Source organism: Vibrio sp. 1CM8B (genome assembly GCF_023161685.1).
GTDB lineage: Bacteria > Pseudomonadota > Gammaproteobacteria > Enterobacterales > Vibrionaceae > Vibrio > Vibrio coralliirubri.
This window is the reverse complement of record NZ_JALNTU010000007.1, coordinates 124,671-150,189: the sequence shown is the minus strand read 5'-3', so window position 1 is coordinate 150,189 and position 25,519 is coordinate 124,671. Positions and strand designations below refer to the sequence as shown.

Genomic DNA, 25,519 nt, shown 5'->3' with positions numbered 1-25,519 from the left:
GTTATCCTTTTGACTGGCTAGCGGTGTCTGTTTTTGAGTCGAAATCAGACGTAACAGAAGAAGTTAAGTAACTTGAGTAAGCATTCATTTCGCTGGTAAGCGCCAAAAGCTTGTTGAGAGAGATAAGGTATTTGAATCGCGCAGCAGCTTGCTGTGTCTTAATGCTCGCAAGATAGAGCTCTGCATCAACCACTTCTAATGAGTTAGAAAGCCCTTGTGTGAAGGCTTTTTTACGAAGCAATAGGTTCTCTTGAGCTAAAGACAGGCTTGAGTTTAGGCCTTGAACCTCTTCAATTGCTTGGTTTGCTTCAAGATAAGTCTTTTGAACTAATACGGTTAAGTCTTGCTTGGCTTGTGACTTCAGAAATTGAACCTGCGATACGGCACTGTGAGCCGCAGCGACTTTGTCGGAACGGCCTGAAGTGTCAATCAACGGCACATTTACACCAATACCAACTAACCAATCGGGTTTCATTTCACTGGCTAGAGAGTCATCTTCATACAGGCTGTAGTCACCGTAAAGATAAACTTCTGGGTAGTACTTACCTTTCTCGGCTTTAATTAAGCTGCTTGCTTGTTTCTCTTTTGCATCAAGAATTTTAAGGCCGGGATAGGTCATGAGAGTTTGGTCAATGAACACGTCCATGTGAGGTAGGTTCTTATTGATAAACAGTTGCTCTGAGGGTTCTACACTTTCACTTTGACCAAGGATCTGAGTCAGTGCTAGTTGAGCAATCTTGAGATCGTTCTGAGCTTTCGTGCGCTCTACAATCGCTTTATCTAAAGAAGCATCGGCTTGTAGGCGTTCTACTCGTGCGATTTGCCCTTGCTGTTCAAGCTTGATGGCGAAATCACGATGTTGAGTTAAGCCTGTTTCGACGGCTTGACGCGTTCTCACGACGTCTTCCGCTAAGATCACAGAGAAGTAATATTTACTTAAATCTTCGTAGCGAGCTTGCTTCTCCATCAACAATTGGCTTTGTGCTTCTTCGCTTTTACCTTCTGCAGCATTCTGCGCCGCGGTAATTCGACCACCTGTAAAGATAGGCCACACCGCGCGAATAGAAGAGCTAAAGATGTCTTGTTCAGTAATGGTGGAAGTAATCCCGCCAAGCGCACTGATGATTTGAGGAGGAACAGGGAGACCAATAGAGGGCACACCACTCAAGCTGTCGGCAAACTGTTCGCCATTGATAGTCACATCACTATCAAGGTGCGTGTAGTTAGCCCCTAAGGTAATAGAAGGTAGATTAAGGCTACTTGTTGAATTCTGAAGGTGTTGATAACGTTCAACGTTAGCTCGTTGAGCCGCAAGTGAGTTGTTGTTTTCTTGTAGCATTAGCCATGCTTCAGAAAAAGTAAGCGGGGCTGCGTAGCCTGGCGAAGCAAATATGCCGAGGAGCATGCCAGCAATTACAAGGTGTCGAAATTTTGGTTTGGTCATCGGAATTAAATACCAAATTAGAGTATTAGCTCTAATGTTAACAGGGCGATAGTCATTTGTCTTGAATAGATTGTCTCATATGAATACAAATTCTCATAACTCGTTAATCAAGTGTAAATAAGATTGAGTGATGTGAATATCGAAGATAAATGAAACTTAAAAAGCACGCAGAAGCGTGCTCTTTAAGTTCAGTATAGAAGTGTTTTTACAAAATGAAGTGGCTTATTTAAAGCTAGGACAATGGTGATCGGCGCGCCATACCAATTGTCTTGAACCTTGCATTGTTTGTAATAAATCTCTACCTGACATTTGCGGGAATGCTAACAATACCTTGAGATCGAGTGGGGAGGTGCCATCTTTCTCATAGGCTCTTACGTGAGTAAAAGTCGATTGTAAGTGTTTGAACAGCATAGTCTTAGTAAGACAAATTCCAAAGTTATCGCGTTTCATTGCCTTGTTTCCTTTTCAACAATGTTTATACGTTATGTTTGTTATCCTGTTTCTATTGGACGTTGCCACTGATCGATACTTCCTGCTCATCAATGTTTTATTATTGGGTGATGCTTTTATCAGTCACCTCTCGTTGTCTGGCTAGCCGAGTGTGAATTAGCGATGGATGAATAGGGGAGAATACTTAATCCGTTTGTTCATCATTCGTAACGGCGAGCGTGCAACTTTTAGTTATAGATACGTCCAGCGAGCGAAGGGTTGTTGCCATTTTGTTAATCGAAATTTCGATTCAAAGCACGGTCTGAAAATCATGACTTATGGCTTAGCAACAATAAACTTCTTCATATGCAACCATTATAATTGTATTTATTTTAAACAACCTAAAAAACACCTAAAAGCTTAGTGATCTAGCTCAATATTTATTCGTTTATTTTGGTTTTTAAGCTAATCCGTTCTAAAAGTGAACGATTAATCGAGATGAACAACGTAAAGGATTATCAATTAACAATCTGCTCAATTATTTAGTTGAGTAGCAGTCACAAATTCACGTCCCTAGAAAGGTCATGCGATTAACTTGGTGTTAACATTGATCGTCTAACACTAGGGACGGTGGAATATGAAATGGAGCAGTATCAGTTTCCGTAAAAGGTTACTGATTATCATGACGGTCACTGGCCTCGTTGAACTTTTGATTCTTGCAGCGGCTGGTTTTTACTACATCAAACAATCTCAAGAACAAGAGATGGGTTTGAAAGCGTTAGGTGTTGCTGAATTTCTATCTGAATCGCCACTTGTCACCAGCATTATTCAAGAAAATGGAACGTTGGACCCTAATGGCGTTCCCTACGTTTTGTCTGAAGAAACCCAAGTTAAATTTCGTAACCTTACTCAGCTCATTGGCGCGGCGTTTATCGTTGTTGGAGATGATAAAGGTATCCGCCTGATTCACCCTTACGATGACAGGCTCGGTAAACCCATGCGTGGTGGCGATAACCAAAAAGCATTGGTATTGGGCGAGTCTTATGTGTCGACCGCCAAGGGATCGCTGGGTTTTTCAGTTCGTGGTAAATCCGCGGTAAAAGACACTCAAGGTACCGTTATTGGGGTGGTGTCAGTTGGTTACTTACTGGATTCTTTACAAGATCGAATCGAACCTTATTTAGCCTTTTTGATTGTGATGGCGTTGCTGGTGGTTGCGGTCAACGCTTTGATTTCGAGTTATGTATCTCGCCGTTTTCAACGCGCTATTTTAGGCTTTGAGCCTGAAGAGATAGGCCGACTTTATGTTGAGCTAGATGTAACCATGAGTACCGTGAAAGAGGGTATTCTGAGCATCGATAAGCACGGCATTTTACGTTCTATTAATAAGAGTGCCTGCGATATCTTATCGATAAGTCGAGAGCAATCATTGAACCAACGACTTGCAGAAGTTCTCATAGGCAGTGATTTAGAACAGCTGTTGTCGACGAGGGAGACTGACCACGATATTGAATTATACTTGAACAACAAGCGCATCATCGCCAATCGCAGCCCCATTATCGTCGGTGGTGAAGTGGTTGGTGCGGTATCCAGTTTCCGATTACGAGATGAAATCAACGATTTAACAGACCAGCTCTCACAAACCAAAGAGTATGCCGATCTACTGCGTTCACAAACCCACGAGCATCAAAATAAGCTCAATACCATCAGTGGCTTGATCCAGATGGGCGAGTTGGATTCAGTCCAGCAACTGATTGGCCAAGAAACGGCGCACTATCAAAGCTTGATCGAGTTTTTGCGTGAAACCGTTAAAGATCCGCTCATTGCAGGTATGCTGCTTGGGAAAACGGAGCGCGCGCGCGAAATAGGCTTAGAGCTCAAGGTTGAAGAGGGCTCAAGGCTTGAAGCGCTGCCTAGCTGGCTGAACGCGGATGACGTTGTCACCATTCTTGGCAACCTGATTGATAACGCCTTTGATGCCACTATGACGGCAATTAAGCAAGAGGGGAAAATTGCTCCAGCGCGTCGTGTTATTGAAGTTTCAATCAGTGATTTTGGTAATGAAATTATCGTAGAAGTAGAAGACAAAGGGTGTGGTTTGCCGAAAGAGCTGGCGACAAAAGCACTCACCGAAAAAGGCGTATCGAGCAAAGCGAAGCAAAATCGCGGTGTGGGTTTGTATCTGATAAAGCAACTGGCAGACCGATATCAAGGGCAGCTTGAAATGGTCGACAACCAAGATTTTGGCACGCGAATGACGGTTTATCTGCCAAAAGAAGAACAATAATAATTAAGCACGAAGCGATCTTGTGAAGATCATCGTGACGGAAAAAGCATGGTTAAAGGAAGAACATAAATGAACGCAATCACGAGAGTCATGGTCATTGAAGATGATATTGCGATTGCAGAGCTACACCATCGTTATTTAGAACAGATGGGTGGCTTTGACGTGGTCGGCATTGCCACCACTCAGTCTGAAGCGCTCATGCAACTGGACATCTTAAAACCTGATTTGGTGTTATTGGATGTGTACCTGCCGGACGGGTGTGGGCTCGATATTCTTAATCACGTAAGAGGGAGCAATCAAGGCTGCGACGTTATCTTGATTACCGCTGCTCGTGATGTGGATACGCTGCAACAGGCGATGCGTGGTGGAGTGGTCGATTATCTATTGAAACCTGTGATGTTCCCTCGTTTGGAAGCGGCGCTGAAAAAGTATCAATCTCAACAGCAAGAGTTTGAAAGTGTGTCGGATTTGAACCAAGGTTTGGTTGATAAGATGCTGCAAGCCAATGCCAAAGCGGACTCTGGAAAAGTATCCACCTTGCCCAAAGGCATTGATGGCGTAACGTTGGACAAAATCAGAGCCATTTTTCAGCAAGCTGATGCCGTTAATATTACCGCCGATGAAGCCGGAGAACGAATTGGTGCTAGCCGAACCACCGCCAGACGCTATTTAGAATTTTTGATTACCACTGGTGAGTTAGTCGCAGACTTAAATTACGGTACCGTAGGTCGCCCGGAGCGTTGTTATAATAAAGCGCAAAGATAAACACGACATCATCACAATAAATATAAAGCCAGTTGAATAAGCTGGTTTTACCTTTCTCTCCCTTTCTTATTGCTCACTCCACCGACCAGATACCGTTCTTTCTTGACTACACTGTTTGAGAATGCCGATTTGCTTCTCCCTTGGGACAAATGAACTGAGCTATTGATTAGAATTTGTTCGAAATGAGTCAATATTTAATCGATTGCTTTCACAGTGGTTGATGTAAATCAAATAGTCATAGACAATACCGTCCCGAATAGAGGTGATAGCTTTCACCCTCGTTTACCAAACGCATTCTCAAATTTAATAGGCGCTTACTATTGATGTAATAGTTAAGACCTATTATCTATTTTCGTATGTCGCTGATACCTTTGGCGAATACTAAAAACCTTGTTTTTATAGGAAAGATGATGGTAATACCTGAAAACAGCAGCATCGTTATTTTTGGTGCGTCGGGAGATCTAACTTACCGCAAGTTAATTCCTGCTCTATACCACCTGTATGCTAGCAATCAACTACCAGAATCCTTTGCGATTCTTGGAGTGAGCCGTACTGAGTACAGCGATGAGTCTTACCGTGAGAAGCTGAAGAAGTCTCTTCAGGAAATGGAAAAAACTGAACCAGAGACGCTGAATGCATTTATCGAACATCTGCATTACCAAGCGATCAACACTTCAGATGTAGACGACTACGCTCGTTTAGCACAACGTCTAGACAAGCTTGAGCAAGACTACCAATTCGAAAACCATAACACACTGTTCTACTTGGCAACCCCGCCAAGCCTATACGGTGTTATCCCAGCAAACCTTGCTGCGCATGGCCTTAACGATGAATCGAATGGCTGGCGTCGTCTGATCATCGAAAAACCATTTGGTTACGACTTAGCATCAGCTCAAGCGTTGGATGAAGAGATCCATCATCACTTCCAAGAACACCAGATCTACCGTATCGACCATTACCTTGGTAAAGAAACGGTTCAAAACCTTCTAGTGCTTCGTTTCTCAAACGCGATGTTTGAACCACTGTGGAACCGTAACTTCATTGATTACGTTGAAATCACAGGTGCTGAGTTCCTTGGCGTTGAAGAACGTGGCGGCTACTACGATGGTTCTGGCGCAGTTCGTGATATGTTCCAAAACCACTTGCTACAAGTGTTAGCAATGGTGGGTATGGAACCACCAGCTCAAATTAACGCTGATTCTATTCGTGATGAAGTGGTTAAAGTGCTTCAGTGTCTGAAACCATTAGAAGAAGATGATCTGCGTAAAGACTTAGTATTAGGTCAGTACACAGCATCAGATGTTCGTGGTCAGCACCTACTAGGTTACCGTGAAGAGCATGGTGTAGCGGATGATTCTCGTACCGAGACTTACATCGGCTTGAAAGCTCACATCAATAACTGGCGTTGGAATGGTGTTCCTTTCTACGTACGTACAGGTAAACGCTTACCAACACGTGTGACTGAAATCGTGATTCACTTTAAGAACACGCCACACCCAGTATTTGGTCAAGATGCACCAGAGAACAAGCTGATTATCCGTATCCAACCGGATGAAGGTATTCAGATGAGCTTTGGTTTGAAAGAGCCAGGCGCAGGCTTCAAAGCAAAAGAAGTGAAAATGAACTTCTCTTACTCTGACTTGCCTGAAACTCAGATGCTGACGGCTTATGAGCGTCTTCTTCTTGATGCACTGAACGGTGATGCGACTCTGTTTGCACGTACCGATGCGGTAGAAGCATGTTGGAAGTACGTTCAACCAATCTTAGACTTCAAGCAAGATCCTCAAGCACTGTTTGGCTATGCTTGTGGTACTTGGGGCCCACAGGAAGCAGATGAACTTCTGCAACGTGATGGCCGCGCATGGCGTTTCCCATGCAAAAACTTAACAGACACGGATTACTGCGAACTATGATCAATCACAAGATCTTTGCAACCCCTGAACTGGTTGTTGAAAACCTAGCAAATGAAATGAAAGCATACAGCGAGCAGGGCAAACCTGTTCACATTTCACTGTCTGGTGGCAGCACGCCAAAAATGCTTTTCAAGCTTTTAGCTGAGGCGCCTTACGCCGAAGGTATTCAATGGAATAACCTTCACTTCTGGTGGGGCGACGAACGTTGCGTTGCACCAGACGACGCTGAAAGCAATTTCGGTGAAGCAAACTCACTGTTGTTTACTCAAGTAAACCTTCCTGCTGAAAACATCCACCGCATCCGTGGTGAAGATGAACCAAAAGCAGAAGCAGAGCGTTTCGCAAAAGAGATGGCAGACGTAATCCCAACAGAAAACGGCACGCCTGTATTCGATTGGATTCTGCTTGGTGTTGGCGCAGACGGCCACACAGCTTCACTATTCCCGGGCGTAACCAACTACCAAGATGAGAACCTATCTGTACTGGCTTCTCACCCTGAGTCTGGTCAAATCCGTGTTTCTAAAACAGCGAAAGTTTTAGAAGCAGCAAAACGAATCAGCTACCTAGTACTGGGTGCAGGTAAAGTTGAGATCGTTAAAGAAATTCATACAACTCCTGCTTCAGAATTGCCTTACCCGGCAGCGAAAATCCAGTCTAAAACTGGCGAAACAGAGTGGTTCCTAGATTCAAATGCAGCAAGTGCTATCGCATAAGTGCGAATAGCCGCAAGGAGATAAAATAATGAAAGGTGATATCGGTGTAATTGGCCTAGCAGTAATGGGTCAGAACCTTATCCTAAACATGAACGACCACGGCTTCAAAGTTGTGGCTCATAACCGTACTGCTGCTAAAGTAGACGAGTTCCTAGAAGGTCCAGCTAAAGGTACTAACATTGTTGGTGCTTACTCTCTAGAAGAGCTAGTTGAGAAGCTAGAAGCGCCACGTAAAGTGATGCTTATGGTTCGTGCTGGTGACGTTGTAGACACGTTCATCGAAAACCTAATCCCACTTCTAGACGAAGGCGACATCATCATTGATGGTGGTAACACTAACTACCCAGACACTAACCGTCGTGTAGCGCATTGTCGTGAGAAAGGCATCCACTTCATCGGTACTGGTGTATCTGGTGGTGAAGAAGGTGCTCGTTTCGGTCCTTCAATCATGCCAGGCGGCGCGGCTGAAGCTTGGGAAGCGGTTAAGCCAATCTTCCAAGGTATCTCTGCAAAAACTGACGCTGGTGAGCCTTGTTGTGACTGGGTTGGTAACGACGGTGCTGGTCACTTCGTTAAGATGGTACACAACGGCATCGAATACGGTGACATGCAGCTTATCACTGAAGCATACCAGTTCATGAAAGATGGCCTAGGTATGTCTGCTGACGAGATGCAAGCAGTATTCGCTGACTGGAACAAGACTGAGCTAGACAGCTACCTAGTTGAAATCACTGCTGACATCCTTGGCTACAAAGATGAAGACGGTGAAGCGCTAGTTGAGAAGATCCTAGACACTGCAGGCCAAAAAGGTACAGGTAAGTGGACGGGTATCAACGCACTAGACCTAGGTATCCCACTGACTCTAATCTCTGAGTCTGTATTCTCTCGTTGCCTGTCTGCACTTAAAGACCAACGTGTTGAAGCTGAAGCTTTGTTTGAGAAAACAATCACTCCAGTTGAAGGTGACAAGCAAGAGTGGGTTGATGCACTACGTCAAGCTCTACTGGCTTCTAAGATCATCTCTTACGCTCAAGGTTTCATGCTAATGCGTGAAGCGTCGAACGAAAACGGCTGGGACCTAAACTACGGTAACGTTGCGCTAATGTGGCGTGGTGGTTGTATCATCCGTTCTGCATTCCTAGGCAACATCCGTGATGCGTACGAAGCAAACCCAGACATCGCGTTCCTAGGTTCTGACGAGTACTTCAAAAACATCCTACAAGGCAGCCTAGTGGCATGGCGTAAAGTAGCGGCGAAATCTCTAGAGTCTGGTATCCCAATGCCATGTACGATTTCTGCGCTATCTTTCCTAGACGGTTACACAACTGCACGTCTACCAGCGAACCTGCTTCAAGCTCAACGTGACTACTTCGGTGCTCACACTTACGAGCGTACTGACCGTCCACGTGGTGAATTCTTCCACACAAACTGGACTGGTACAGGCGGCGACACTGCTTCTACAACTTACGACGTATAATCGTTAGTTAGAATCAGTTAAGAACCTTGTTGTTCTTATCAGCTGTACACTAGAAAACAAAAGGATGCCGATTGGCATCCTTTTTTGTAGGTTCTGAAAGAGAGTCACGTAAAGTAAATTTAATACAACACTTTAAGCGAGCGCAGCTTGTGGACTTTGCACATCACTGTATTGCTCTCGTATCGACATGAAGTAATCAAGGTTTTGCTTCAGCGCAGACACACACTCTGGATCAAACATCAGCCCAGTATGCGCTTCAATGTAGTCCATTACCTTAGATGCTGACCATGCGTGTTTATAAGCTCGTTTACTCAGTAAAGCATCGAATACATCTGCTAGCGTGACAATTCTTGCCTCCAGTGGAATCGCTTCTCCAATGAGCGCATCTGGCAATCCCGAGCCATCAAACCGTTCATGATGGTGACGTACAATATTCTTGATGAACTGAACTTCTTCGCCGCACATTGAGCTGTGGTGGGAAAGGGCAACCACGTCATCAATCATCTCTTCGCCATATATCGTGTGATTGTTCATGATGTTTCTTTCTTCTTCCGAAAAACGCTCAGTACTGAAGAGCACTTTGTCTGGAATTCGGTACTTACCTATGTCGTGAAACGGGGCATATAAGCGAATGCGGTGAACGAATTGGTGGGTAATCTCATTGTTACTATGCGAAAGCGTACGTGCCAGCTGCTCGCTGTATTTTCCCATGCGAATCAGATGCTCTTTGGTTTCAGGATCTCGTGCGTGTCCCATGTTTAGAGCGATCGCTAATGAGGACTGAAAATGTCTCTGACGTTCGAAGAGTTGCACAAACAGGTTCGAAATCGCTTGGGTGAGGTAGGCGATGTCACTTTGTATTGTCTGCTTAGCAAAAAAGTCAGTGCATGATGCGTTGATGAAAACGAACCCAAGGTTACTCTCTTGGTAGTGGATTGGAGTGGTGTAGCTACTTTGGTGACCAAGCTTGAGCAGATGAGAGATTTGCTTAGTCGGATTCATCAAAGAGAGGTCATCAACAATTCTTGTTTCCAATGACTCAGCCAGACGACTCAGAGCAGAGTTGGGTTTGATCTCCTGTTCGATGTAGTGATGCTTGGCGTTTTGGCACAGTGAGTCTGAAACAAAATAATTCGATGCTTTATTTTCACTGCATAGCACCACGGATAGCCGAGATAATATGGGGTAGTGTTCACGAGCTAGCTGGAAGAGATCATCGACTATGGCGACGATGTCTTTGTCTTGGGCCGCTGCTCTACTGAAATGGGAGTAGTCAAACATGTGGCAAGCCAACCTTTAATTATAATTATGTCATTGTTTAATCGGGTTTTTTACCGTTTCGATATTCAATAAAACCATAGCACTGTGTTATTAAAATGTAATACTGCGTACTGAAAAACTTTAATGTCATCACTAAATGTATGGTTTTTGCATACGGTTACCGGAGGTTTTGTTAAGTTAAACCAGTTTCATAACCTTTGAGGTGAAGGTTTGTTTGCAGAATGTGCTTAGTCTGTATAGCGAGCTAAGGTAGGGTGTTAAGTGACCAATTCGAAATTAATTTCAAAGATAAATAGGATAACGAGTATGCTTTATGCCATCATAAAGGCATAAATAAGGGCAATGGATGTAATGCCCAAGTGATTGAGCTAGAAATGGTCAGTGATGACGGTGTTCTAGAGTAAATTCAAGGCCTTTAGTTGCCTTGAAAAAGGTAATATTATGACTGAAGAAGAAAGAATCGAACTGCAACAAAATAACCCGCTACACGGCTTAAAGCTTGAAACCATGATCACTGAATTAGTGGATCACTATGGTTGGGAAATTTTAGATGCGGCAATGCGTATGAACTGCTTTAACACTAAACCTACAGTGGCAAGCGCAGTTAAATACCTGAAGAAAACCGAATGGGCTCGTGAAAAGGTTGAAAACTTCTACCTTTACCGTTTCAAGCGCATGCCTAAAGCATCTGACATCGAATACCAGATGCCTCCGCGTTCACGTACATTCCGCCATGGGCTAGAGCCTCGTGAGCCAATGGAACTAACGGTTGAGTCTATCCACGCTTCTCAAGCTAAAGCTGCGTCTGCATTTAAAGAACGCCGCGGCGGTAACGGTCGTAACTTTCGTCGTTAATAAGAAGGCGTCGTTAATAAGAAAGCGTCGTTAACAAGAAGGCGTCGGCGATTAGTACGCCTAATTAGATAAGCGAAAAACACAAAAGGAGCCTATGAGCTCCTTTTTTAATTCGTTCGATTTAAACCGTAAATGGCTAAGCTTCGCGGTTCTTTCTTTGATTCTTCCAAAGATCTGTGACATAGACGATCGCACTGACCAGTAAGAATAGCGCTGACACAGAAAACAGAGCGGGCATTTTTAGGATCCACGCGAATGTGGCAGCAAGAAAAGCGACAAAGCAAATGAGTCGACTTGATGACATGACATGACCTAGTTTAGTGTTCATAACGCCTCCTAATGAAGTCTCACTTTCGACAGAAGAATTATCCCACCTTTGGCAAAATAAAGGCTAAAAAACAGTCTAAATTGTTATCAAATTTGCTAATTGGAGGACTCGTCTCACACATTTTGGCTTGGCTATTTTATAAGCAATAAAATAGCGAAATCGATATGAGAAGGGTGGAGTCTTTTGGCTTTGTCTTTCTAGTTGCAAGCCTTATTGACCGAATGTCTAGTTAGCTTATAACCAAGTTGGCACAGAGCTCATTTAACATAGAACCTACTTAGTATAAAACCTAGCTAGCATAGAAAAAGTAAGCGGTGATCAAAAAGCTCGCGATGATCACTGTGGTACGAACATATTGTTGAGGGATGCGGCGAGAGATTTTTGCTGAATAATAACCACCAACCAATGTACCCAATAATACAGCTAGGCCAGATGGCCAATCAATCGAGCCATTTACGATAAAAAACACGATCGCTGCGAGGGAAGCACACGCGGACACGAGCAGTTTGATACCATTCATCACGTTGATGTTGGTGTAACCAGCCAGCGCCAAATAGCTCAATGTCACAATGCCCAAACCTGCATTAAAATACCCACCGTAGATACAGATAATCAAAAGTAATAAAGCGGAAAAGAATGCGCCTGCGCTGTTGGCGTGCTTATGTTTTGCTGTAGCTTGTTTAAGCCATTTATTAAGCGTGCCACCAAACGTGAATAGCAAAGCTGCAAACAGCAGCAGCCAAGGAACGGATTGAGTGAACAGAGCTTCTGGTGTGTGAAGTAGCAAGAAAGCCCCGATACCACCGCCAATGACACATAAAGCAATGGTCAGTTTTAGCTGCTTAGTACCAGATTGAATTTCGTGGCGCAGAGCATAGGCTCCGCTAATGTATCCGGCACACGAAGCAAAGGTATTGGTCGCGTTGGCTGCTATTGGTGGAACGCCAGCAAACAATAGAGCAGGGAAGGTGATGAAGCTGCCGCCACCCGCAATGGAGTTAAGCACACCGCCAATCACCCCTGATAAGAACAGAATCAACCAATCCATAGTTTTAGAATCCAATACGTTAACTAACTGGTTACCTTACTTGAATTTGTTATGAATATCAGCGCGATGTGTGTTGTAAAGATAGGTTTGTGAGTTTGCTACCATCTTTAACCGCTGGTTTGAATTGAGGCTCTAAATGAAAAAAGGAGCCAATGGCTCCTTTCGTTGAGGTTTAGTTGATTCGATAAAGCTTTACACTTCTACTGGCTTCGCTCTAAAACTCTTAAATAGTTTCACTAGAATCGGGCTAGACAGCACCAGTACCGCCAGAATAGTGAACGTCATCGTAATAGGGCGTTCCCATAAGAAGTTCAGCTCACCATCGCTGATCATCAATGCACGTCTTAAGTTCTCTTCCATCAAGCCACCCAATATGAAGCCTAACAGTAATGGTGCCAATGGGAAGTTGGCTAGCCTTAATGCTATTGCTGCCATCGCTACCAGTAGCATCACAAATACGTCCATCGTGTTGAATGACACCAAGTACACGCCAGTGATTGAGAAGAAGATAATCATTGGCAGTAGAACCGTTCTAGGTACCGCTAGCAGTTTAGAAATATAAGGGATTAAAGGCAGGTTCAAGATAACCAGTACGATGTTGCCAAAGTACATAGATATGATGACTGACCAAAATACATCTGGGTGTTCAACGAACAAGCGAGGACCTGGCTGAATACCGTAGGCAATCAATGCACCAAGCATAATCGCGGTTGTACCAGAGCCCGGAATACCAAGCGTTAGTAGCGGAACGAATGAGCCACTTGAAGCTGCGTTGTTTGCTGATTCAGGTGCAACAAGACCACGAATGCTGCCTTTACCGAACTCTTTCTGTTTGTCTTTTGGCGCTAGGCTACGCTCCATACCGTAACTTAGGAATGCCGCAATAGTGGCTCCTGCGCCCGGTAGAACACCGGTAAAGAAACCCAGAATAGAAGAGCGGATCGAAACCGGCGCCACTTCTTTGAACTCTTCTTTGGTGACTTTCATGCTACCAATATCAGACATCTTTTGGCTTTCTTCTGCGCTGGTATCTTGCTCTGGCTTAAGAATACCCATCAAGGTTTCACCCAGTGCGAACGTTGCCATCGCTAATAATAGGAAGCTGAAGCCATCCATCAGATCCGTTAGGCCAAAAGTGAAACGTTCAACGCCAACCCCTTTGTCGATACCTACAGTTGATAGCATCAAACCAAGAATAGTCATCATCCACGCTTTGATTACCTGACCTGGGCCAGCAAACGCCGCTACAGCGGATAAACCTAATAGCATCAATGCAAAGTAGTCTGAAGACTGGAAGCTCAGTGACACGCTTGCTAGAGCCGGTGCGGCAATCAAAAGCATGATCGCTGAAAGCGTACCGCCGGTGAAAGAAGAGTAAGCCGCGAGAGCAAGAGCTTTACCTGCTTGGCCTTTTTGAGCCATCGGGTAGCCGTCAAACGCGGTTACTACCGTTGAAGAACAACCCGGAGCATTGATTAAGATGGATGACGTAGAGCCACCAAATACAGCGCCGTAATACACACCAGCCATCAAGATTAGGCCAGAAGAAGGGTCTAGGCCGTATGTAATAGGGATCATCAACGCGATTGCTGAAATTGGACCTAACCCCGGTAGCATACCGATGAAGGTGCCAACGAAACAGCCCACGATTACCATCATGATGTTCATTGGCATCACAGCGGTCGAAAGTCCTTGTAAAATTCCGTCTAACATAATGTTATCCCTACCAAAGAGTGAAGATTAAACCAGGCTCTAGGTAGATATCTAAGCCTTGAGTTAATAAAAGAAAGAACGCGATAACGAAAGGAAATGACGCGCCAAATAAAACCGCTTTACGACGCTCACCCAGTAGGTAAAAGCCTGCAAGTAAGAAGAAGCTGGTTGCTAAAACAAAGCCAAGATAAGTCAGCCCAACACCGTACAGTGCCATTAACACCAAGAAGCCAATCAGCAGTTTCCAGTTCAGCGGCGTTGTGTCACATGTGACTTTCTTATCCGGTTGTCCCGTTATTAGCAGGATCAACGAAAGGCCAATGCCGATAAACGTCAACAGGGTAGGTAAGGTTCTTGCTGTGAAGGGTTCGTACTCGTCACCGGGAAACAAAGGAATCAGCGTGGTTTGGTAGCCGTAGCACAAGCACGCCAGCATAAAGATCATGGCTCCGATGCGATCCTTCGAAAGCAAAGATTCCTTACTCAGAAATTTGGTTGGTAAGTCCGACATATCCAACTCCATTTGGGGTGGTATAAAAAGTAAAAAAGCCGTACATGAGCGAGTTAATGAAGAATGTCTGGGATCACTAACCAAAGGTGAGCGAATTACATGACTTGGTTAAGCCACTTGCCTCTACAACGAATCAGCAAGCTTTAGCAATACACTACGAATAAACAAAGGAGTTTTAGTTAACTCATGTACGGCGAAACAGGAAAGAGTAAGAGGGCACAAAGACCCTCTCTGGTTGTTGGTTACTTCAAGAAGCCAAGCTCACGCATTAGATCGCCCATCTGTTTTTCTTGGTCTTCTAGGAAGGCGTAAAAATCTTTGTCAGCTTTGTAGTTGTCGATCCAACCGTTACGGTCACGAACCACTTGCCACTCATCGGTTTTGTACATTTTGCCAAGAGCTTCGTTCCACTCGTCGATTTTTGCTTGGCTTGTCCCCGGTGCCGCGAAGAAACCACGCCAGTTAGCAAATACTGTCTCGTTGCCGTACTCAGTCAGTGTTGGGATGTTAGGCGCAGCGTCAAGACGTTTTGGAGCCGTAACAGCAAGCACTTTTACTTGGCCAGATTTAGACATCTCTAGTACTTCACCAAGGCCAGTTGAAAGCAGCTGTGTTTCGCCAGAAAGCAGTGCCGCCATCGCTTTACCGCCAGCATCGTAGGCAATGTAACGTACTTTCTTCGCATCAAAACCTTCGCCTTTGAACGCTGCCGCTACCACAAGGTGGTCCATGCTGCCACGAGCTGAACCGCCAGCAATTTTCACTTTACGTGGGTTGGTTTCGAACTCTTTAACGACGTCTTCCCAAGTGTCGTATTTAGAATCTGCAGACGCGACGATTGCACCGTAATCGGCAATGGTTGCTGCTACCGGAGTTAGGTCACGGAAAGATTGAGGGAAGATACCTGTTAGTGAGCGAACAACGATAGGCGTTGAGTTCACCATTAGCGTGTCTTCTTGGCGTTGTGCTGTTTCGATTAGGTGAGCAATCGCTTTACCGCCGCCGCCACCAGACAGGTTTTGGAAAGAGACATTTTCTACGATGTCTGATTTCACCAATACATCACCCGTACCACGAGCTGTCATATCCCAACCGCCACCAGCGCCGCCAGGGATTAGGAAGTGGATTTTTTCTACGTCAGCAGCAAAAGTGTTGAAAGAAAAGGTTGCTGCGATGATAGAAGCCGCAAGAGTAGGTTTCAGTGCCTTGAACATGGTTCACGTTCCTTATGTAGGGGATCTCTTCAATGGAGAGAAACTTATGTTTATTTCCAGCTACTAAACAGATGAGTAGGATATTGCCTAGCAGATGACGCTAAAGTTAACGGTGTGTTAACGAAATGTCTGTAATGCGGCGATATTGAGAATAAAGAACATTGGATTAATATTGTTCATAAAGTTCACGATGACGTGTTGTGCGAAGGCGAAAAAAAGAGAGCCATATCAGGCTCTCTAAAAAATTTGGAATGTTTGTAACGAATTCCTTTATTTGTCAGACGGTTAATCAGGCAAGGTCGATCCTTTTAAGATCTCAGTTGCCTTGTCAAAATCAAACTCTTCCAACGAAACTTCCAGTCGTTTGAATTCTGAAGGGGATAACCCAATCTTAGCGCCATCTTCAATGTTAAGAATTATGGTGAGCGCATCGGTGTCATCATTGGCCGTCGCCTCCAATAATTGGCGGTAGAGTTGCTGATCAGTAGTCGATGGTTGCTGCTGTTCAGAGCTCTCTTCCGACTTGGTAGAATTGGTCGCTACTGAATCTTTCGATACTTCAATTTGAGACAAGGCTTGGCTTATTGATTTGCTTAGTTTAAGCGATGCGTCGATCACATTGTCTTTCAAATCGTTGTCGTCTGGTTGTGCTTCTAGGTTTTCACACAACGTGTGCAGTTGTTTCGCCCCCAAATTACCAGCCACCCCTTTCAGTGTGTGAAGATAGCGTGGTGCGCTGCCGCCTGTTAGCTCGCTTTCAAGCTTATCTTTGTCAGAGTAGGCCTCGACAAATCGATGCAATAGCTTGCTATACAGTTGGTGATTATTGTTGGCTCTGATTAAGCCAAGCGTAATGTCTAGACCTTCAACTTTGGAAAGCGCTTCATTAAAGGCACTGTTGTCTTCTGACTCGTTAGAGCTAGAGTTCACTGATTCTGCTTGATGTGATATTGGATCAATAAACGCAGTAGGACGGGAAGGTGATACCCAATTCGCAAGAGTGGCAAACATGGAACCGACATCGATAGGTTTAGCAATAATGTCACTCATACCACAACTGAGCGCCTTTTCCTTGTCTCGCTCCATGACATTGGCTGTCATCGCGATGATCGGTATATCTTGATCGTTGATCTGCTGACGGATGTACTCTGTTGCTTCATAGCCGTCCATTACTGGCATTTGGCAATCCATCAAAATACCATCGAACGGTTGTCCGTCTGCAATGGCTTGTTGGTAAAGCTCAATCGCGAGCTTGCCATTTTCGGCTACCGAAACCTGAATTTTCTGTCCTTCTAATAGCTCAGTCGCAAGTTCTTGGTTGATCTCATTGTCTTCAACTAAGAGTAGCTTGGCTCCGGCTAGTTGCTGAACGTTGGCTAACTGAGTTTGTTGCTCAAGTTCGCTGCGTGAGACACGGTCTGAATCGAGCCCATAGAGTGAGACAATAGAGTCATAAAGATGAGAGGAGGTGATTGGCTTATCTAGAATGCTAGGCACTTCAAAGCCTCTTTGTTCAATCGCTTCAGCAAGCTCTTCTCTGTCGTAAGCGGTCAGCATCATGATCTTAGGCATTGTGTTTAGCTGCTGCCCACTGTTGAGCTCTGCGAGTAAGTCTACACCGTCTCTCTTAGGCATCTTCCAATCGGAGATAACCAAATCAAATGGTTTGTTCTGAGCGTCAGCGGTATGTAACTCAACAAGAGCGTCATCCACCGATGAACTTAGTGTTGGCGTTAGCTTCAACGACTCTAGAATGTCACCCATGATCAAGCGTGCGCTGGAGTTGTCATCGACGACTAATACTTTCAAGTCGTTAATCGATGCAGGCACCACCACTCGATGTTGCTGGATGGAATGACTGACGCGAGTGGCAATCGTAAATGAAAAGGTCGAGCCTTTGCCAAGTTCCGTTGAGACATGAATATCGCCGCCCATCAGTTGGCTTAGTTCTTTACTAATGGCGAGGCCCAAGCCCGTACCACCGTATTTTCGTGTGGTTGAGCTATCAGCCTGAGTGAACTTGTTGAATAACTTGGCGGCTTGCTCTTGCGTCATACCAATCCCACTGTCTGAGACGGCAAAGTTCAACTTGATGTCATCGCCTTGTCTTTCTGCAACCGAGATAGCGATCTTCACTTCGCCTTTCTCTGTGAATTTGACAGCATTGTTACTTAGATTAATCAATATTTGCCCAATTCTTAACGGATCCCCAATCAGGTTAGTCGGCACGTCTCTGTCGACTTGAATGAGCAGCTCTAGGTCGCGTTCTGAGGCTCGTAAGCCAACCAAGTTAGTAATATTGTCGAGTACATTCTCAAGTTGGAAGTCCACTTTCTCAATATCGAGTTTACCAGCTTCAATTTTCGAGAAATCGAGAATGTCATTGATTAGGCCGAGTAGGGTATCGGAAGAGAGCTTCACTTTATGGATGTAGTTACGCTGCGCCTTGGTTAAATCGGTTTTTAATGCCAGATAACTCATACCAATGATGGCATTCATTGGGGTACGAATTTCGTGGCTCATGTTAGCGAGGAAGTCAGATTTTGCTTGGTTTGCGGCATCGGCTTCATCTCTTGCTGCGGCTAGACTGTGTGCGAAAGTTTCTAAAGCAGAATGCGCTTTGTTAGCCAGCAAGCCCATCAACAAAATAATCACAAAGAAAATCATCCCACCGATGGCTAAATGGAACGTCACGCTAGAAGAGTCTTTTACATTGACGCTTTCTGAAAGGTGACGTTGAGAGACGAAATCTCGAAATTCTAAGAAGCTTTCATCCATTGCCGTGAGTAGTTGGTGACCTCGCATCTGTGAACTGACTAACTCCATAAATTGCGATTCATAAATGCTGATATGCTCGTCAAAGGCAGTAATTTTTACGTTTGGTGCATATAAAGTAATAAGTCGTTGTGCATTGCTAGATTTGGATTGCATCTCATTAATTACATGTGACACTTTGTCGGCAATGAGCTTCTGTTCCTTTGAATTTGCGAGCAGAAAATCTCGGTTGAATCGATTTGAACGACTTAGTAGCGTGCGAATCGCCAATAGGTCTTGCCCTATGAGCAATTGGGAAGAGAGTTCTGCTTGAGATTGAGAAACGAGATGACTCAGTTCCGCGACTTGGCTCTGTTTAGTTTGATAGAGCAAGCTAACTGAGCGTGAGAATTCAGAGCCACTTAGGGTGACTTGATTGATAAGGGATGCTCTTAACTTTTTCGAAGACGCCGGTATGCCTTGCAGCTGAACTAAGTTGGTGTAATAGCGATTTTTTGCCTTATCTACAATCTCTAAAAGTTGTTGCCCTTTGTCATCCAAAATCTGCTCTTGCAACTCTGAAATGAGCTGTGAAGCCTTTTGCATCTCAAGTTTGACTAACGAGTGAGTCTTTAGGTCGCCGTCGAGTAAATACTCTTTTTCAAGGTTTTGTATGTTAACGGCGAGAGTGGCAAGTTGACTGGTTTTTAGTGCGACGTTGGTCAGTTCTTCGTTGTTTAGTCGCAGACCGCGAATTTTCTGATTGTTTTGATTGATCGCTTGATTATGTAGATCCCTCATCTCTCGCAATAAGTCTGTTGCGGCATTAGAGCGCTCGTCCATAAGCGTTCGAGTTGATTGGTTCAACTCAACAATGTCGACATATTGCTTGAATTGAACCAAATATTCCGTGAGTAAATTGATAGGAAGGGACGTTGCATACTGGTCGGCGTAATCATTGGCCAGAGCCACGGTTTGTTCTGCTTCTTGATCAAAGTTAGAGATGACTTGTTCGCTGTAGTCGTTACTAAAAGACAACTCATAAACGCGGAGCTTATCGAGTGAGGTCAATAAGCGAGTACTGGAAGCGTATTGTTCAACGCCGATGAAGCGATCGTTGAGATTGATCCAAGCGCCTACCGCGACAGAAAACACCACGATGGCTGCGACCAGAAAGGAGGTTAAGATTAATTTCGAATCAGTAGCAAATCTTGAAACAGTATTCATAAAGTGCCTGTATTGATAAAGTACCAGCGAACTTAGTGTTCTTGTTCATCAGTAAAAGAGTCTTTGATAGTGAGCATTTCATCGAGCTTACTAATGAAAATAGGAACCAAGTTAGGATCAAAGTGATGGCCAGCTTGCTCTTGTATTAACTCAATCGCTTTTTCAATCGGCCAAGCTTTCTTGTATGGGCGTTCGCTGGTGAGGGCATCGAATACATCTGCTATTGCAACAATACGTGCACTTAGAGGGATGTCTTCGCCTGATAGCTTATGAGGGTAGCCGCTGCCATCCCATTTCTCATGGTGATAAAGAGCGATCTCTTGGGCGAGTTTTAGCAATTTAGAGTCGTTGTCTCCGATAATATCCCCGCCAATCGTTACGTGTGTTTGCATGATTGCCCATTCATCCGCATCAAGCTTGCCAGGTTTACCTAATATGCAGTCAGGAATACCGATTTTGCCAATATCGTGCATCGGAGCTGCTTGGAATAACAACTCCACCCACTCTTCACTGACGTCTAACTGTTGAGCCAAAATCTTTGAGTAGTAGCTCATTCTTACAACGTGCATTCCGGTTTCATTATCCTTGTATTCAGCGGCGCGGCCGAGCTTGCGGATTATCTCCAATCGACTCATGGCGAGAGCTTCCGTTCTCTGTCTTACCTTACGAGACAGTGCCAAGTTTTGGTCATACAAGGAGATATGTGTGACAACGCGAGCTTTCACGATAGGGGGGCTGACTGGTTTAGTGATGTAATCAACGGCTCCGAGTTCAAAGCCTTTCTGTTCGTCTACTACATCTGTCTTAGCTGTCACAAAGATAACGGGGATGTCAGAAGTGACAGGGTTACTTTTAAGTCGACGGCATACTTCATAACCATCCATCACAGGCATCATGATATCGAGAAGAATGAGATGAGGCTTTGGGTGAGTAGAAGCAATTTTTAGCGCTTTTTCTCCGGATGTCGCAGCCTTAATTTTAAAGTCGTCGTTCAGGATCCCTGAGAGGGTATGAATATTGTCCGGGATGTCATCAACAACCAGAATGATCGGTTTATCTGTCGTAATTTGATTCATTTTTCGTCCCTAAAAAATTTAATCAGATTGCTATGTTTTATATTAATAAAGCGTAGTGGAATTTGGCGGAAATGCATGATTTCAGGAGGGTTAATTGTTGGTTTTGGAATCTATAAAGATAATGGCGCGCCTATTTATTAATAGATATTTTATATATTAACCGTTATTTGACAAAGAATAACTAAATGGATTGTGTAGTAGTGCGATCAAGGTTGAATAGTTCAGGTTCTCGTTTGCTGACACTGAATCATTCAGAGTTAATTAGCCTTTCAATTAGCCTTTCAATTAGCCTTTCAAATCTATCTTGGACTTGCTACAGGGGAAGACATGCGATGCCGAATGTCGGGCTTATCTATGCTGTTTCAGTAGAACCTGATACCGACTAGGCAGATTCGCTTCATCTAACCGTTCTTCCAACATGACTGCAAGCGCGAACCAATCGTCTAGCCTACTTGTTACTGAATCAAGCATCGCGTATCGAGGTGTGTAGCTTTCAAAGCGAAGCGCAGTACGTTCAGTTCCTATTTTAGTAACGGAGCCAAAGTCGATGAGTTGAGCTTGTCCTTGTGGGCTGAGCACGATATTGGATGGCTTAATATCTCCATGAACAAATCCAGCAGTATGGACTTGGTTGATGGCTGATTCTAAAGTGCTAAGCCATTGAGAGGGCATATCGGCATTGATATTTGAGTTGCTTTGAATTTCCAGCAGTGTGTTACCACTTAAGTGAGAAAGCACCAGGCAGTCAGTCTGATGACGAGAAAAGTAATCACAATAGTTCGGCCAGGTATCTTTTTTATTAGAGTCGGTATTGGTATTTGAATACAGAAACTCAGCCTCTTGTTTTAAAAAGTGACGGTGCTTGAGCTCTTGAGCATATTTAATGGTCACCAGTCCCCAACTAGGATGCTGGGCTCTGAAAACTCGTAGACTTAAGCGAGTGAGATTAGTGTAGCCATGAGCTGTAAACGCTTGTCGAAGCTTTTCATCTATCACACCACCTTTCACGTCTTCTGTGTTTGAAGAGACAATATCCTCTGCAGGTTGAGCTCGCCTTGATAGGCAAGACGAGCTCGTTGTGAAAGCGTTATTAGATCCCACTTGGCAGAGAGAATCCGGAGAAGAAGCCAGGAACAAACGGGTTCGATTGACCCTGAGTCTTGATTGTTAATTTCACCTTGCTGTCACCGTAAACAAATTCTACCTGGGTGTCTTGTGCAGACGTAAAGTTCACATTTGGTTCGAATAAGCGGAACCAACTCCATGTGCCTTTTACTGTGTTCTGGCCAATTGTAGAGTCCTGTGCATTAAGCTGAATACCTAGCTTTTCGATAAACTTCGCGTCACCTTGCCACGATTGCTGGCTCCATAACGTCGGCCCATGACGATAGGTAAAGATTGGCTTATCCGAAATGATCGAAAACTCCGTTATGTTTGGCGTCATATCGACGGCTTTCAATTGGAAATTGATCAGGATGTTCGATGGGTCAGCTAAGAACAGGGCACTTTTTATATCGCCGGCTTTGTCCATCATTGTCCAAACCTCTGGCGTAATCGATAAGCCTGTACCCGGCAGTAGTCCCGGTAAATAAGGCGCTTCGTCGCTATCTTTAACGAATCCATTAAGGCGAGTTTGAGAGAACTTATCGACGATGCCATTCGTAACGAAGAAGGCTTTCACATCCGCCACACTGACATCCGTTTTAGACTTTCGATTGAACGGATAAAAAGAGGCCAAACGCTGTTGATAAGGCTGATAAATTTCGTTCGACCACGCTGTGTTTAAGTAGTCGTGAGCCAGTGACATCACCGTTTCATTACTTTGGTGTACCACCTTGTTAACCAGTTCTTGAGCGACCGCTAAATGGCTGTTGGATAGGCTCGATAGGGACGCAATAGGGTTACCGGCTTGCAAAGTGACGGACAGCGTATCAAAGGCAACCTTTTGCGGCTCTTTGGTTTCGTAAAACTTGTCTCCCCACTTTTTAGCGTTGATAAACGCAGTAAGCAGGTTATCGATTGGCTTCTTACCTTGGTCGTTAGGCGATACCTGTTTTTTGTAAGCTTGGAAGCTGAGTGATATCTGGCGAGCGGATTCTTTTTTGTCAGGGTCTTGAATCGGCATACTCGCAGGATCTTGTTTCTTGTCATCCTCTACAGGGATTTCAAGCTCAACATAGGTGTATTTAGCGATCGTCGAGTACAAGCTGACTAATGGGTTATTGCTCGCTTCCGACAGGCTCGTTAATGCACTTTTCAGTTGTGTAGGATTAGCCACTTCTTTGACTTCGACATTACGAACCAAATCACGCCAATAGTTGATGTAATCATTCTGGTAAGTTTGCTTTAACTCTCGACTGATTCGATGCAGCTCCAGTGCGCTAGGGTAAGCTCCTGCAACGCCTTCATAAGACTGTAAAGCGGACTTCAGAGTCGGGGAATTCACCGATAAATCGAGTTGGTTAAACCCCGCCGGGGTAAAGATATACGGAACCAAGTAGCCAGCGTAACTCGGTGAAAACTGAAGCACTGAGCCGAAATTTTCACCAAGCTCACCGCGAATGTCGACACGCTTAGCATAGGCCGTAGAACTCTGAATGTGTTCGTATAGCAGGGTTTCAATGCCCGTTTGCGTGATGACTTTCTTCGCTAGGCTTTCTAAATCATGATTCGATTTTACTGGCGTTAGGTTACGAGCAAAGATGTCATTGAGTAGCACATCAAGCTGAGCAATGTTGACGCTATCTGCTTCGCCTTGATCTTGGAGCGTACGAATGTAGTAGTTCTTGAGTTCTTGGACGTTGGTTCTGTCTTTGCTAAACAACAGACGATAGTTGTTTAACAGAGATAGCGTCTGAGATTGATCCTCAAGGTTTACATACACAAACAGGTCTTTCTCTAGCGTATTCTCCATTGAAGGAATCAGGACTTGTTGTAGCTCGGTGAAATAGGCTTCTTCGACTTCTTCCTTGATGCTCGGATTTGGCATAAACGGCAGGCTGTACCAAGGCTCTGGCTGCTTGTAGAGGTTATAGATACGCTGCAGTGAGAATAGGTTGGGGATATTGTCAGCCATGTTCTCGATGTCATAAGGCGATGCCGATATCGCCTCTTTATAACGCTCAAGCATGATATCCGCTCTGGTTTCACGTTGATTCTGGAAATCAAAATCAAACTTAATCACCAGCAACACAGCGGCGAGCAAGGCAATCCAAGATAGGGTGAAAACGACTTGGTTAACGAGCAGAGTGTTCTCTTTGCGTTTGTTGACGCCGACCAGCTCATGTTCCGATAGGATCACGTGAGTCATTAGGTATTGAGCAAATAAGGTTTGGTTAACCGGGATTTGCTCGTTTTGTTGATAATGCTCGTGACCTACTGAGTAAGAGACAGCGCTCGCCAATAAATCTGACTGCGCTGAACTTTGTCCATCATGCGTGAAGTAAAAGCCGCGGAATTGCAGAGCATCACTAAGTTGTTCTCCTCTGTATAAACGATTGAGGAACAACCAAAGATTCTGCTTTAATAATCCAAACTGGAAAGGGGCACTGGCTATGGAGTTGCGATAATCTTGATTGAGTTGCCCGGCAAGCGCATTGCTCATATTAGCAATCAGTTCGCTGATCAAGTGGTCATACTCATCGTTAAACCAGTCTGCATCGATCCCACCGTGTTTAGAGTAAGGCGCGGTGGCACCAAACACTTCGTCTCTTTTGGATTCATCAAATGCTGAGAAGAACTGACAAAAGTCACTGATGCTACCCATATTCGAGATAACATTATAAATCGGTAAGCTGACCCCAAATGCTTGATTAAAAGTCTTAATGGTCGATTTAAGCTCGTCAGCTTGCTGTGTAATTTGCTCATTGTTTTCTAATAACGAGGAAACATCGGTGGTAAGCAATAAGCCATTGGCGGCTTGTCTTGGTCGCCACGCAGTTAACGATTGACATAGCGTTTTCAGGTACTCAGGGTGTTGGTCTTCTCCCATACTGATAGAAACCAAAATCGAGTGCTCACTGACCCAAAACAGGATTGGGAATTCAATGTCATTGCCGAAGTCATCGAGCTTATACGCTTCATAGCCCATTTGAGTGATGATGCTTTTGTCTTTATTTGGGTTCTGACTTAGTAATAGATAGATTGGCTGGTCGTAACGGCTGGTTAAGCGAGTTTTACGTTTCTGCCCACTGATCATTCGCTTGAAATGACTGGCTAGTTGCTTTTGTCGTTTTTGAATCAATTCTTTATCTAATGACTCTTCTTGTGATTTTGCGCTGCGTTTGATCAGCACCCAGTAACAAATGAAGCCGATAAGCGTGGATATAATGGCGATAGTGGCCAGCGCCCACACCAAATAAGCGTTGAGAGGTGTTAGCAGAATGACGCTAGAAGCGACGGTAAAAGAGGCGACAGAGGCTAGGGCAGAAATGCCTACTGTTTTTTTTACATTGCCTGACTTGTTTGATTTGGCATCCGGCATA

Annotated in this window: 18 protein-coding genes; 6 read left to right on the top strand and 12 right to left on the bottom strand. The window is 44.5% G+C overall.

Annotation, left to right across the window (positions count from 1 at the left end; genetic code table 11):
- Position 1: 1 nt before the first annotated feature.
- The gene (locus MSG36_RS15490) at positions 2-1,444 is read right to left on the bottom strand and encodes a TolC family protein (protein ID WP_248368653.1); all 1,443 of its coding nucleotides are present in this window, start codon (positions 1,442-1,444) and stop codon (positions 2-4) included.
- A 222-nt stretch (positions 1,445-1,666) separates the two neighbouring features.
- A complete protein-coding gene (locus MSG36_RS15485) occupies positions 1,667-1,894 on the bottom strand; it encodes a hypothetical protein (protein WP_009846577.1) in 228 nt (75 codons plus the stop codon).
- 616 nt (positions 1,895-2,510) lie between these two features.
- Here MSG36_RS15485 and MSG36_RS15480 point away from each other — a divergent pair.
- The 5 genes from MSG36_RS15480 to gnd all read left to right on the top strand — a co-directional run bounded on the left by MSG36_RS15480 (position 2,511) and on the right by gnd (position 9,028).
- A complete protein-coding gene (locus MSG36_RS15480; protein WP_248368652.1) occupies positions 2,511-4,160 on the top strand; it encodes a sensor histidine kinase in 1,650 nt (549 codons plus the stop codon).
- A 69-nt stretch (positions 4,161-4,229) separates the two neighbouring features.
- The gene (locus MSG36_RS15475) at positions 4,230-4,925 is read left to right on the top strand and encodes a response regulator (RefSeq protein ID WP_017063807.1); all 696 of its coding nucleotides are present in this window, start codon (positions 4,230-4,232) and stop codon (positions 4,923-4,925) included.
- 410 nt (positions 4,926-5,335) lie between these two features.
- Complete coding sequence (gene zwf / locus MSG36_RS15470; protein ID WP_048606938.1) at positions 5,336-6,838, top strand: glucose-6-phosphate dehydrogenase; 1,503 nt, start codon at positions 5,336-5,338, stop codon at positions 6,836-6,838.
- On the top strand, positions 6,835-7,551 hold the full coding sequence (pgl, locus tag MSG36_RS15465; protein WP_248368707.1) for a 6-phosphogluconolactonase: 717 nt from the start codon (positions 6,835-6,837) through the stop codon (positions 7,549-7,551). Before zwf ends, pgl begins: the two co-directional genes overlap by 4 nt.
- A gap of 28 nt (positions 7,552-7,579) precedes the next feature.
- Positions 7,580-9,028, top strand: coding sequence for a decarboxylating NADP(+)-dependent phosphogluconate dehydrogenase (gnd, locus tag MSG36_RS15460; RefSeq protein ID WP_017059712.1), 1,449 nt, complete (start codon positions 7,580-7,582; stop codon positions 9,026-9,028).
- A gap of 132 nt (positions 9,029-9,160) precedes the next feature.
- Here the strand turns inward: gnd and MSG36_RS15455 are convergent, their stop codons facing one another.
- Positions 9,161-10,321: an HD domain-containing phosphohydrolase gene (locus MSG36_RS15455; RefSeq protein WP_248368651.1), complete on the bottom strand. Its 1,161-nt coding sequence runs from the start codon at positions 10,319-10,321 to the stop codon at positions 9,161-9,163.
- Between the two features lie 429 nt (positions 10,322-10,750).
- Between MSG36_RS15455 and MSG36_RS15450 the strand changes: the two genes are divergently transcribed.
- Positions 10,751-11,164: a VF530 family DNA-binding protein gene (locus tag MSG36_RS15450; protein WP_010438513.1), complete on the top strand. Its 414-nt coding sequence runs from the start codon at positions 10,751-10,753 to the stop codon at positions 11,162-11,164.
- A 136-nt stretch (positions 11,165-11,300) separates the two neighbouring features.
- Here MSG36_RS15450 and MSG36_RS15445 read toward each other — a convergent pair whose 3' ends face one another.
- The 9 genes from MSG36_RS15445 to tssM all read right to left on the bottom strand — a co-directional run bounded on the left by MSG36_RS15445 (position 11,301) and on the right by tssM (position 25,518).
- The gene (locus MSG36_RS15445) at positions 11,301-11,492 is read right to left on the bottom strand and encodes a hypothetical protein (protein ID WP_017059711.1); all 192 of its coding nucleotides are present in this window, start codon (positions 11,490-11,492) and stop codon (positions 11,301-11,303) included.
- 289 nt (positions 11,493-11,781) lie between these two features.
- Positions 11,782-12,540: a sulfite exporter TauE/SafE family protein gene (locus tag MSG36_RS15440; RefSeq protein WP_248368650.1), complete on the bottom strand. Its 759-nt coding sequence runs from the start codon at positions 12,538-12,540 to the stop codon at positions 11,782-11,784.
- 192 nt (positions 12,541-12,732) lie between these two features.
- Positions 12,733-14,253 carry a tripartite tricarboxylate transporter permease gene (locus MSG36_RS15435; RefSeq protein WP_012603793.1) on the bottom strand — a complete coding sequence of 507 codons (1,521 nt, stop codon included), beginning with the start codon at positions 14,251-14,253 and terminating at the stop codon, positions 12,733-12,735.
- Between the two features lie 10 nt (positions 14,254-14,263).
- The gene (locus tag MSG36_RS15430) at positions 14,264-14,764 is read right to left on the bottom strand and encodes a tripartite tricarboxylate transporter TctB family protein (RefSeq protein WP_041472791.1); all 501 of its coding nucleotides are present in this window, start codon (positions 14,762-14,764) and stop codon (positions 14,264-14,266) included.
- A gap of 242 nt (positions 14,765-15,006) precedes the next feature.
- A complete protein-coding gene (locus tag MSG36_RS15425) occupies positions 15,007-15,978 on the bottom strand; it encodes a tripartite tricarboxylate transporter substrate binding protein (protein ID WP_048615086.1) in 972 nt (323 codons plus the stop codon).
- Between the two features lie 285 nt (positions 15,979-16,263).
- Complete coding sequence (locus tag MSG36_RS15420) at positions 16,264-19,959, bottom strand: response regulator (RefSeq protein ID WP_248368648.1); 3,696 nt, start codon at positions 19,957-19,959, stop codon at positions 16,264-16,266.
- Positions 19,960-19,991: 32 nt separating this feature from the next.
- Entirely contained in the window at positions 19,992-21,035 is a 1,044-nt protein-coding gene (locus tag MSG36_RS15415; protein ID WP_050654068.1) for a two-component system response regulator, read from the bottom strand.
- Positions 21,036-21,383: 348 nt separating this feature from the next.
- Positions 21,384-22,043 (bottom strand): AarF/UbiB family protein, encoded by a 660-nt coding sequence (locus MSG36_RS15410; RefSeq protein WP_248368647.1) that lies wholly within the window; start codon positions 22,041-22,043, stop codon positions 21,384-21,386.
- An 82-nt stretch (positions 22,044-22,125) separates the two neighbouring features.
- Positions 22,126-25,518 carry a type VI secretion system membrane subunit TssM gene (gene tssM, locus MSG36_RS15405; RefSeq protein WP_248368644.1) on the bottom strand — a complete coding sequence of 1,131 codons (3,393 nt, stop codon included), beginning with the start codon at positions 25,516-25,518 and terminating at the stop codon, positions 22,126-22,128.
- Position 25,519: the final 1 nt, after the last annotated feature.